Genomic DNA, 10778 nt, shown 5'->3' on the forward strand with positions numbered 1-10778 from the left:
TCGCCCGGAATGCATAACCGCTCCTGTGTAGGAAGTCGACCTGGCCGACTTCCTACACACAGCGCACCGTGCCTGCTTCACGCCTCGGCGGCCTGCACCACAGGGCCTGACCAGCCACGCCACATCCCAACCCTGCCGAGGCCCTGGGGACACACTCGCGCACCTTTTGGCGCACCCTCGCGGGCAGGACAGGCGAGCTACTTTCAGAGTTGAGCCATGGAGCCCTACGTCTCTCTCGTCAAGGCACTGGCCTGGCCTGTCTTGATCGCCGGGGTTCTCGTGGCGTACCGGCGGCCGATCGGTAGATTCGGAGCGAAGGTCGAAAAGGAAGTCGGTCGACGACTAGAGGCTGGTAGTGGAGTCAAGGTCTCGGCTGGACCTTTTGCCGCAGAGCTAACCGAGTTGCCCCGATTCGAGCCGCAAGCACCTCAGAGCGCCCCTTCTACTGAGGCCCCCGAAGCTCCTCATCACGTTGACTCACTGCCGCCTCCCGGGGCTCCAGGGGAGGCGGCTGAATGGGCCGAGTACCGATCCCAGCTGAAGAGGCGCAGTCGCAACATCCATCTGGTTCACGTCATCAGCCCGTCCAAGGTGCCGGGGCAACGCTTCGACATTTTCGCCTATCTAGTCCCATCTAGGGGCGGCGACCTGTCTGATGTGGTGAGGGCGCAGTTCTTCCTTGGTCAATACTGGGGAAACAAGATCTTCGATGTGCCGAACGAGGGCGCTGGTAAGCCCATCGGCTTCTCGACCTCGGCGTACGGAACGCCGCTATGCGTTTGCCGGGTCTTCTTCCGGGATGGAGGTTCGGCAATCTTGAGCAGGCTGTTGGACTTTGAGATGCAATCAGTGTTTGAGCAGCGGTCCACGAGCTAGCTTCGACGATCGATGTGCTCCAGCCGCAAGCAGACCACCAGTGGTAACTCCGATGGTGGCAGACCCATATGTCCGCCGCCCCTTGCAGTTTCCGTCGCCGCTTCGGCTCGGCCGAAGCGGCGACGAAGGCAACCGAAGCGGGGGTGGGGGGTGGCGAGGGCGCTGGGCTGGTTATGGGGTGGAGGGCTGCAAGTTGGGGTTGGACTGTGTGGGTTGGGCACATAGGCCTCGGAGGCGGGGCTTCCTACGTTGTGGCGACATCGACGACGCCGGACCCGGAAGTGGTGACCCATGGCAGCAACGGTTGAGAGGCGCTCACTCCCTCGGGTAGTGGCGGCCAGTCTGATCGGGACCACCATCGAGTGGTACGACTACTTCCTCTACGGCACGGCCGCCGCGCTCGTGTTCGGGAAGGTGTTCTTCCCCAACAGTGATCCGCTGACGGGGACGCTCCTCGCGTTCCTGACGTACGCGATCGGGTTCGCCGCGCGGCCGCTCGGGGCCCTGGTGTTCGGGCACTTCGGGGACCGGGTCGGGCGCAAGCGGCTCCTCGTCGTGAGCCTGCTGCTCATGGGCGGATCCACCACCCTCATCGGGGTGCTGCCGACGTACGACTCGATCGGGGTCGCGGCGCCGGTGCTGCTGACGGTGCTCCGCCTGGTGCAGGGGTTCGCACTCGGCGGGGAGTGGGGAGGGGCCGTCCTGCTGGTGTCGGAGCACGGGGACCAGCGGCGGCGCGGCTTCTGGGCCTCGTGGCCGCAGGGCGGCGCGCCCGCCGGGAACCTGCTGGCGGCCGGCGTGCTGTCGCTGATGACCGCCGTCCAGTCGGACGCCGCGTTCCTCGCGTGGGGGTGGCGGGTGCCGTTCCTGCTGTCGGCCGTGCTGGTCGGGGTCGGGATGTGGATCCGGCTCGCCGTCGACGAATCACCGCTGTTCCAGGCCGCGTTGGCCGCGCAGAAGAACCGCAAGACCGTCGAGCAGCCGCCGCTGGTCGCCGTCCTGCGGCACCACTGGCGGGAGGTCCTCGTCGCCATGGGCGCCCGCATGGCGGAGAACATCTCCTATTACGTGATGACGACGTTCGTGCTCGCGTACGCCGTCAGCCACGCGCATTTCGGGAAGCAATCCGCGCTCAACGCCGTACTGATCGGCTCGGCGATCCAGTTCGCCCTGATCCCGGCGTTCGGCGCGCTGTCGGACCGGGTCGGCCGCAAGCCGGTGTACCTGGTGGGCGCGATAGGCGTCGGGGTCTGGGCGTTCGTCTTCTTCGGCCTGGTGGACACGAAGTCGTTTCCCGCGCTCGTCGGAGCCGTCACGGTCGGTCTGGTCTTCCACAGCGCGATGTACGCGCCCCAAGCCGCCTTCTTCTCCGAGATGTTCGCCACCCGGATGCGCTACTCGGGCGCCTCGATCGGGGCCCAGTTCTCGTCCGTAGCCGCGGGCGCACCGGCTCCCCTCATCGCGACCGCGCTCCTCAAGGACTACGGCAGCGCCACGCCGATCGCGGTGTACGTGGCAGCGGCGGCGGCGCTGACGGTACTCGCCGTGCTGTGCGCCCGGGAGACGAAGGGGCAGGACCTCGCGGACGTGGAGGTGCAGACAGCGGATACCACCCCGGCCGCCAAGCCCGCCACCGCGTGAGGGCCAAGCCGTTACTATCGCGCTTCCGCCCCACTGCCGATTGGCGGCACGCACCATGAACGACCCCCAGACGGGCGCCGCTCCCGCCCTGCGGCGGCTGCTCGACCTCCTCGGATCCGGCGCCGCCACCGAGGACTTCGCCGAGGTGCTGGCCGACGCCCGCCGCCGGGGGGCGCCGGCCGCGGTGCTGCGGGAGATCGACGACGCCACCTGGCAGGCCCTTCGGGTGCACCGCACGCTGCGCCAGCACCGGCGCCGCGAGGCCGAGTTGACGGCGCTGTTCGACACCGCCGGAGACCTCGCCGCCTCCCGCGACCTGGACACCGTGCTGCAGGCGATCGTCCGCCGCGCCCGCCTCCTACTCGGCACCGACACCGCCTACCTGACCCTCCCGGACGAGGCCGCCGGCGACACGTACATGCGCGTCACCGACGGCTCGGTGTCCGTCCTCTTCCAGACCCTGCGGCTCAGCCTCGGCGACGGCCTCGGCGGCCTGGTCGCCCAGACCGCCCGCCCGTACGCGACCCCCGACTACCGCACCGACGACCGCTTCCACCACACCGGCACCATCGACGCGGGCGTGCTCGACGAGGGCCTGGTCGCGATCATCGGCGTGCCACTGCTGCTCGGCGGGCGGGTCATCGGCGTCCTGTTCGCCGCCGACCGCTCGCCGCGCGCCTTCTCCCCCGACGAGGTCGCGCTGCTCTGCTCGCTGGCCGCGCACGCCGCGATCGCCCTGGACACCGCCAAGTCCCTGGCCGACACCCGCGCCGCGCTCGCCGAACTGGGCGCCGCCAACGAACTCGTCCGCGCCCACTCCGCCGCCGTCCAGCGCGCCGAACAGGCCCACGACCGGCTCACCGACCTCGTCCTGCGCGGCGCCGAGGTGCCGGACGTCGCCGCCGCCGTCGCCACCCTGCTGGACGGCGAGATAGCGGTCCTGGACGCCGAGGGCGAACCGCTGGCCGGGCGCGTCCCGTCCGTCGCCGGGCTGGCCGGGGCGATCGCGGACTCGCGCGCCGAGGGCCGGTCCGTGCGCCACGACGGCCTGTGGGTGTGCGCCGTCCTCGCCGGGCAGGACGCGCTCGGCGCGATGGTCCTGCGCGGCCGCCCCGACCTCGACGACGCCGACCGGCGGCTGTTCGAGCGGGCCGGCGTCGTCACCGCGCTCCTCCTGCTGCTGCGCCGCTCCGTCGCCGAGACCGAGAACCGTGTGCGCGGCGAACTTCTCACCGACCTGCTGACCACTCCCGACCGCGACCCCGCCGGACTCACCGCGCGCGGCCGTCGGCTCGGCGTCGACCTCGGCCGCCCCCACGTCGTCCTGGTCGCCGAGCCCGTCGGGCCCGCGGGGTCGGCCGGGGACGCCACCGACCGCAGCCGGCTCGCGGGCGCGGCCGGGCGGTACCTGTTCGGCTCGCGGGGCATCAGCGCCGAGCACGACGAGGCCGTCGTCCTGCTCGTACCGGACGGCGGCGGCCCCGAGGAGACCGCCCGGCGGGCGGCCGAACGGCTGGCCCGGCTGGCCGGCTTCCCGGTCACCGTCGGCGCGGGCCGCCCCGCCGCGGGCCCGGCGGCGATCGCCGCCTCGTACGCCGAGGGCCTGCGGTGCCTGCGGGCACTGCGGGTGCTCGGCCGCGCGGGCGAGGGCGCGTCCGCGCGGGCGCTCGGCTTCCTCGGGGTGCTGCTCGGCGACGGGCACGACGTGGACGGCTTCGTCCGCGCGACGCTCGGCCCGCTGCTCGACTACGACGCCCGGCGCGGCACCGAGCTGGTCCGCACCCTCCGCGCGTACTTCGACTGTGGGGGCAGCCTGACCCGGGCCAAGGACGAGCTGCACGTCCACGTGAACACGGTGGTCCAGCGGCTGGACCGGGTCGAGGCGCTGCTCGGGCGGGACTGGAACGTGCCGGAGCGGTCGCTGGAGCTGCAGTTGGCGCTGCGGCTCCAACTGCTGGCGCAGGCGTGAGGTCCGCGGTCCCGGGCGGCCGGTCGCCCCGGAGGGGCTTGGGCGTACAGTGGCGAGGTTGGTCTCGAACGCCCGGCAAGGAGCGGCAAACGGTGAGCGAGAACGTACGTTTCGTTTCGTTGGGCATAGGCGAGCGCACCGTGCCCTACCAGGAAGCCTGGGAGGAGCAGCAGCGCCTGCACGCGCTGCGGGTCGCGGACGAGATCCCCGACACCGTGCTGCTGCTGGAGCACCAGTCCGTCTACACGATGGGCAAGCGCACCAACCCGGCCGACCTCCCGCTGGACGGCACCCCGGTGGTCGAGGTCAACCGCGGCGGGGAGATCACCTGGCACGGCCCCGGCCAGCTGGTCGGCTACCCGATCGTCAAACTGCCCGACCCGATCGACGTCATCGCGTACGTCCGCCGGCTGGAGGAGGCGCTGATCCGCGCCGCCGCCGAGTTCGGCGTCGAGACCACCCGGGTCGAGGGCCGCAGCGGCGTCTGGGTGCTCGGCGACACCATCCCGGACGCGGTCGTGGACCCGTCCCAGGTGGTCGACATCGGCAAGCTCACCCTGCGGCTGGGCCTGCCGCTGGGCATCGACCCGCGACTGGCGGGCCCCGAGTACGCGCCGTCCAACGCCGGGCAGCGCGGCGACGACCGCAAGCTCGCCGCGATCGGCGTGCGCGTCGCGCGCGGCGTCACGATGCACGGCTTCTCGCTGAACTGCGCCCAGGACATGACCTTCTTCGACAAGATCGTGCCGTGCGGCATCCGGGACGCGGGTGTGACCTCGCTCTCGAACGAGCTCGGCCGCGAGCTGTCCGTCGGCGCGGCGCTGCCGGTGGTCCAGCGGCACCTGGCGGACGTGCTCGCCGAGCTGCCGGAGCCCGCGCTCAGCCGCTGAGGACCCGACGCACCCCGAGATCGGACATCACCGGGGAATCTACTGGCCGGTAGCTCTGTTGCCCTGCGATTGCGGGGCGGCACGCCCGGCGAAGCCCGTACAACCACAGGCGTACCCTGGGGGTACCCCGTCTAGTTCTAGGAGTCGCACGTGTCCGCTGTCGCACCCGACGGCAGGAAGCTGCTCCGCCTGGAGGTCCGCAACAGCGAGACCCCCATCGAGCGGAAGCCCGAGTGGATCAAGACCCGCGCGAAGATGGGCCCGGAGTACAACGCCCTCCAGTCGCTGGTGAAGAAGGAGGGGCTGCACACGGTCTGCCAGGAGGCCGGCTGCCCCAACATCTTCGAGTGCTGGGAGGACCGCGAGGCGACCTTCCTCATCGGCGGTGACCAGTGCACCCGCCGCTGCGACTTCTGCCAGATCGACACCGGCAAGCCCGCCGAGTTCGACCGGGACGAGCCGCGCCGCGTCGCCGAGTCCATCGTCACCATGGACCTCAACTACGCGACCATCACCGGCGTCGCCCGCGACGACCTGGAGGACGGCGGCGCCTGGCTCTACGCCGAGACCGTGCGCCAGGTGCACGCGATGACCGCCGACCGCGAGGCCGGCCGCACCGGCGTCGAGCTGCTGATCCCCGACTTCAACGCGGTGCCCGAGCAGCTGGCCGAGGTCTTCTCCTCCCGCCCCGAGGTGCTCGCGCACAACGTCGAGACGGTCCCGCGCATCTTCAAGCGGATCCGCCCGGCGTTCCGCTACGAGCGCTCGCTGGACGTCATCACCCAGGCCCGCGCGGCCGGGCTGGTGACCAAGTCCAACCTGATCCTGGGCATGGGCGAGACCCGCGAGGAGGTCAGCCAGGCGCTGGCCGACCTGGTCGGCGCCGGCTGCGAGCTGATCACCATCACCCAGTACCTGCGGCCCTCGCTGCGCCACCACCCGGTCGAGCGCTGGGTGAAGCCGCACGAGTTCGTCGAGCTCCAGCAGGAGGCCGAGGAGCTGGGCTTCGCCGGGGTCATGTCGGGCCCGCTGGTGCGCTCGTCGTACCGGGCCGGCCGGCTGTACCGGCAGGCGCTGGAGCGGCGCGAGCAGGCCGCGGTCTGAGAGCGGTCCCGAGCGATCGGGGAGGGCGGAGCTTCGGCTCCGCCCTTCCGTTTTTTCGCCGGTTTCACCAGGTTTTGACCGCAGGATCACGGACTGGTAACACGGAGTGGTGACGATGGATCCGGCGAGGTCGGTCGAGCCTTCGTCGTTCGGTCCTTCTCAGTCACGAGGGGAGTTGCCCGGGATGCGCATGCGGATCCGGTCGGTCGGAGTTGCGGTGCGGTTCGCCGAGAGCGTTCTGATGGCCGGCGGGCAGCGGCACGCCCGGCGCAACGCCTGGGCGGCGGTCTGCGAGAACCGCCGGCACGCGGCGGACCGGCACCACGACGCCTCGGCGGTCGGGGGCGGTGCGGCGGTGCAGCCGGCCCGGAGCTGACGGAAGCGGGCTTTTCGTCGCTGTCCGCGACGACTGCCCGGCACACGGGTCACGGTTCGGGGCGAACGGCACCCGGGCTTGGAGTTCCCGCACCCATGGCACGTACCATGAGCGTTATGGCGAGGGAAACATCCGAAAACCCCGGGCGGCTGAAGCAGATCCGCCAGGCGTACACCATGACCAAGAAGGTCGACACCAAGATCGGCCTGATCATCGCCGGCGTCGGCCTGCTGACCTTCGGCGTGTTCCTCGCCATCGGCTTCGCGATCGACCACCCCGTCTATCTGGGCATCCTGGGCTTCATCGTGGCCTTCCTGGCCATGGCGATCGTCTTCGGGCGCCGGGCCGAGCGCGCCGCGTTCGGACAGATGGAGGGGCAGCCGGGCGCCGTCGCGGCGGTGCTGAACAACATCAAGCGCGGATGGAGCTCCAGCTCCACCCCGGTCGCCGTCACCCGCAACCAGGACGCGATCTACCGCGCCGTGGGCCGGGCCGGCATCGCGCTGATCGGCGAGGGCAACCCGAACCGGGTCCGCCCACTGCTGGCGTCCGAGAAGAAGAAGATGGCCCGCGTCGTGGGCGACGTGCCGGTGCACGACATCGTCGTGGGCAACGGCGAGGGCGAGATCCCGCTGAAGAAGCTGCAGATCCACCTCATGCGCCTGCCCCGCGCCATCACCCCGGCCCAGGTCACCGAGACCAACGACCGCCTGCGCGCGCTGGGCGACCTGCTCTCCAAGGCGCCGATCCCCAAGGGCCCGATGCCCAAGGGCGCCCGGATGCCCAAGGGCGGCCAGGTCCGCTGACCCTCCCCCCGTCGACACGCAACGGCCCCGCCGCTCCAGTGGAGCAGCGGGGCCGTTCGGCGTTCACGGCGTTTGGGCCTCGGGCGCCAGTAGTGCCACGGCGCTAGATCCGGACCTCGACGGTGCCGACCGCCTTGTCGTGCAGGCCGCGGGTGTCACGGTCCCAGACCAGCGGCGGCACCAGCAGGCAGAGCAGCAGTGTGCGCAGCAGCACCTGCGGGATGGTCGCGCGGCGCCCGTCCAGCCGGACGACCCGCAGGCCGAACAGCCGCTTGCCGACCGTCGTGCCCGAGGTGGCGAGCAGCAGCGCGGTGACGGCGAAGAACAGCGGCGTCGTCCACAGGTTGGCCGAGGAGGCGGTGCCCTGGCCCAGCAGCCCGTAGGCGACCAGGGAGACCAGCCAGCCGTCCACGAACAGGGCGCCGATCCGTCGGCCGGGGCCGGCGATCGAGCCGGGGCCCTCCTTGGGCAGTCCGAGGCGCTCGCCGCGGTAGCCGAAGTCGGTGCCCATCTTCTCGGCGGCAGCCTTCGGGCCGTCGATCCACGATCCCAACGCTTCTCTGGTGTCCACGAATCCACACTAACCGGGCGGTCGCCGAGAGCCGCCACCGGCTCCCCCGTCGTCCGCGAGCCTTCCCCGACCGAGTGAATCCCGACTACCGGGCTTACCAAATGGTCCAGACCACTTACCCGAAGACGCCCAGGCCGGTGGGGCGTTTTGCCCTGGACCGTACGACTTTGCCGCCCGTTCGGCGGGTGTGGTTAACATCGAGGAAACGAGCGGGTCACCGGTCGGAAACGGACCGTTCCTAGGGTGAGCCGCATTCGCACGCCGAGGAGGATGCTTTGTTCAACAACGCCGCCGAAGTGAAGCAGTTCATCCAGGACAACGACGTCAAGTTCGTCGATGTCCGCTTCTGCGACCTGCCAGGCGTCATGCAGCACTTCTCCGTACCTGCGGCGACCTTCGACCCGTCCGAGACCCTGATGTTCGACGGTTCGTCGATCCGCGGCTTCCAGGCCATCCACGAGTCCGACATGGCCCTCGTCGCGGACCTCGCCACGGCCCGGCTCGACCCGTTCCGGGCCGAGAAGCACCTCAACATCAACTTCTTCATCCAGGACCCGGTCACCGGCGAGGCCTACAGCCGTGACCCGCGCAACGTCGCCAAGAAGGCGGAGGCCTACCTCGCCTCCTCCGGCATCGCCGACACCGCGTTCTTCGGGCCCGAGGCCGAGTTCTACGTCTTCGACTCGGTGCGCTTCGACACCAGCGCCAACGCGTCCTTCTACCACATCGACTCCGAGGCCGGCGCCTGGAACACCGGTGCGGCCGAGGGCGACGTGCGCGGCTACAAGGTCAAGTACAAGGGCGGCTACTTCCCCACCCCGCCCGTCGACCACTTCGCCGACCTGCGCGCCGAGATGTCCCTGGAGCTGGCCAAGGCCGGCCTGGAGGTCGAGCGCCAGCACCACGAGGTCGGCACCGCCGGCCAGGCCGAGATCAACTACAAGTTCAACACGCTGCTGCACGCGGCCGACGACCTGATGCTGTTCAAGTACATCATCAAGAACGTCGCCTGGCGCAACGGCAAGACGGCCACCTTCATGCCGAAGCCGATCTTCGGCGACAACGGCTCGGGCATGCACGTCCACCAGTCGCTGTGGGCCGAGGGCTCGCCGCTCTTCTACGACGAGCAGGGCTACGCCGGCCTCTCCGACACCGCCCGCTACTACATCGGCGGCCTGCTGCGGCACGCGCCGTCGCTGCTGGCGTTCACCAACCCCTCGGTGAACTCCTACCACCGCCTGGTCCCGGGCTTCGAGGCGCCGGTCAACCTGGTCTACTCCCAGCGCAACCGCTCGGCCGCGATCCGCATCCCGATCACCGGCTCCAACGCGAAGGCCAAGCGCATCGAGTTCCGCGCGCCGGACCCGTCCTCCAACCCCTACCTGGCGTTCTCGGCGATGCTGATGGCCGGCCTCGACGGCATCCGCAACAAGATCGAGCCGCTGGAGCCCGTCGACAAGGACCTCTACGAGCTCGCCCCCGAGGAGCACGCGAACGTCCCCCAGGTGCCCTCCTCCCTCCCGGCCGTCCTGGAGGCCCTGGAGGCCGACCACGAGTACCTCCTCGCGGGCAACGTCTTCACGCCCGACCTGATCGAGACCTGGATCGACTTCAAGCGCACCAACGAGATCGCCCCGATCGCCCTCCGCCCGCACCCGCACGAGTTCGAGCTGTACTACGACCTGTAGAGGGCGCTCTGACCTGTGGAGACGCGAACCGACGTCTCGACGTCTCCGCCGGTCGGCAAGTCGCTGACCTGCGGAGACAGAGTCTGGTCAGATGCGCCGGACTCGCGATGTGCACCCGGATGTGCACGCAGATCGAACTCGCGGCCGGCCCTGCCGCTACCACTCCCGAACGGGTAGCCCTGCGACGCACGCCGGACTTGCGTCACACCGAGTAGTCGCCACGGCTGGCACCGACCTCACCAAAGCCGGGTCCCGGACAGGCATTCGTCAATCCGGCAAAATGCGTCCGATTCGAGGGGCGCCATCCCGTTTACGGGATGGCGCCCCTCGAGCATGGCAATTCTGCTGATGGGAACAGACCCATGCGGTTCTGCTGTGCCGAGCAGCCGGCCGATCGGCACCGGTGGCCAGGAGTACGGTCCTGGCCCGGCCACGCTCCCGGAGCCTGCTCCCGGGCGCGGTTTCGTCCTGGATACGGACGAACTCCCCTGTCCCCGAATGGTCCTCTTGATCAAGGCCGGGAAGCACCGGCGCCATTCATCGGAGGGGTCCTTTCGTGTACGAGCATGCACCGCACAGCCGCTTCCCGCTCTCCCGCCGGGGCAGCCGGCACCGGGCGGCGGCGGTCGTGACCGCCGTGGCCGCGGTGGCCGTGACGGTCGGGGTGCTGGCGCCGACCGCGGCGTTCGCGGGCGGCCGGCCGGACAGCGTCCAAGCGAGCCTGAACGCGCTGGTGAAGGACGACGGCCTGCCCGCCGCGCTGGCCACCGTCAAGGGCAGCGACGGCCGCACCCGCAATTACACCGCCGGCGTCGGCAACCTCGCCACCAGGGCCAAGGTCCCCGTGGACGGACAGA

Annotated in this window: 9 protein-coding genes and 1 pseudogene; 9 read left to right on the plus strand and 1 reads right to left on the minus strand. The window is 70.4% G+C overall.

What is annotated here, in order from left to right; translation table 11 throughout:
- The first annotated feature begins 216 nt into the window (after positions 1-216).
- The 7 genes from PUR71_RS20170 to PUR71_RS20200 all read left to right on the plus strand — a co-directional run bounded on the left by PUR71_RS20170 (position 217) and on the right by PUR71_RS20200 (position 7662).
- Positions 217-876, plus strand: a complete 660-nt coding sequence (locus tag PUR71_RS20170; RefSeq protein WP_329928433.1) for a pYEATS domain-containing protein — start codon at positions 217-219, stop codon at positions 874-876.
- Positions 877-1167: 291 nt separating this feature from the next.
- A complete protein-coding gene (locus PUR71_RS20175; RefSeq protein WP_329928434.1) occupies positions 1168-2517 on the plus strand; it encodes an MFS transporter in 1350 nt (449 codons plus the stop codon).
- A gap of 55 nt (positions 2518-2572) precedes the next feature.
- On the plus strand, positions 2573-4486 hold the full coding sequence (locus PUR71_RS20180) for a helix-turn-helix domain-containing protein (protein WP_329928435.1): 1914 nt from the start codon (positions 2573-2575) through the stop codon (positions 4484-4486).
- Positions 4487-4578: 92 nt separating this feature from the next.
- Positions 4579-5376 carry a lipoyl(octanoyl) transferase LipB gene (gene lipB / locus PUR71_RS20185; RefSeq protein ID WP_329928436.1) on the plus strand — a complete coding sequence of 266 codons (798 nt, stop codon included), beginning with the start codon at positions 4579-4581 and terminating at the stop codon, positions 5374-5376.
- A 150-nt stretch (positions 5377-5526) separates the two neighbouring features.
- Positions 5527-6480: a lipoyl synthase gene (gene lipA, locus PUR71_RS20190; RefSeq protein ID WP_329928437.1), complete on the plus strand. Its 954-nt coding sequence runs from the start codon at positions 5527-5529 to the stop codon at positions 6478-6480.
- Positions 6481-6664: 184 nt separating this feature from the next.
- Positions 6665-6856, plus strand: a complete 192-nt coding sequence (locus PUR71_RS20195) for a hypothetical protein (protein ID WP_329928438.1) — start codon at positions 6665-6667, stop codon at positions 6854-6856.
- 95 nt (positions 6857-6951) lie between these two features.
- Entirely contained in the window at positions 6952-7662 is a 711-nt protein-coding gene (locus PUR71_RS20200) for a DUF4191 domain-containing protein (protein WP_443077493.1), read from the plus strand.
- 103 nt (positions 7663-7765) lie between these two features.
- Here the strand turns inward: PUR71_RS20200 and PUR71_RS20205 are convergent, their stop codons facing one another.
- Entirely contained in the window at positions 7766-8233 is a 468-nt protein-coding gene (locus tag PUR71_RS20205; RefSeq protein ID WP_329928440.1) for an RDD family protein, read from the minus strand.
- A gap of 275 nt (positions 8234-8508) precedes the next feature.
- Between PUR71_RS20205 and glnA the strand changes: the two genes are divergently transcribed.
- Entirely contained in the window at positions 8509-9921 is a 1413-nt protein-coding gene (glnA, locus tag PUR71_RS20210) for a type I glutamate--ammonia ligase (RefSeq protein ID WP_329928441.1), read from the plus strand.
- 556 nt (positions 9922-10477) lie between these two features.
- Positions 10478-10778: pseudogene (locus PUR71_RS20215) on the plus strand (serine hydrolase); the annotation flags it as partial.

This window comes from Streptomyces sp. SP17BM10 (assembly GCF_036322405.1).
Classification (GTDB): domain Bacteria; phylum Actinomycetota; class Actinomycetes; order Streptomycetales; family Streptomycetaceae; genus Kitasatospora.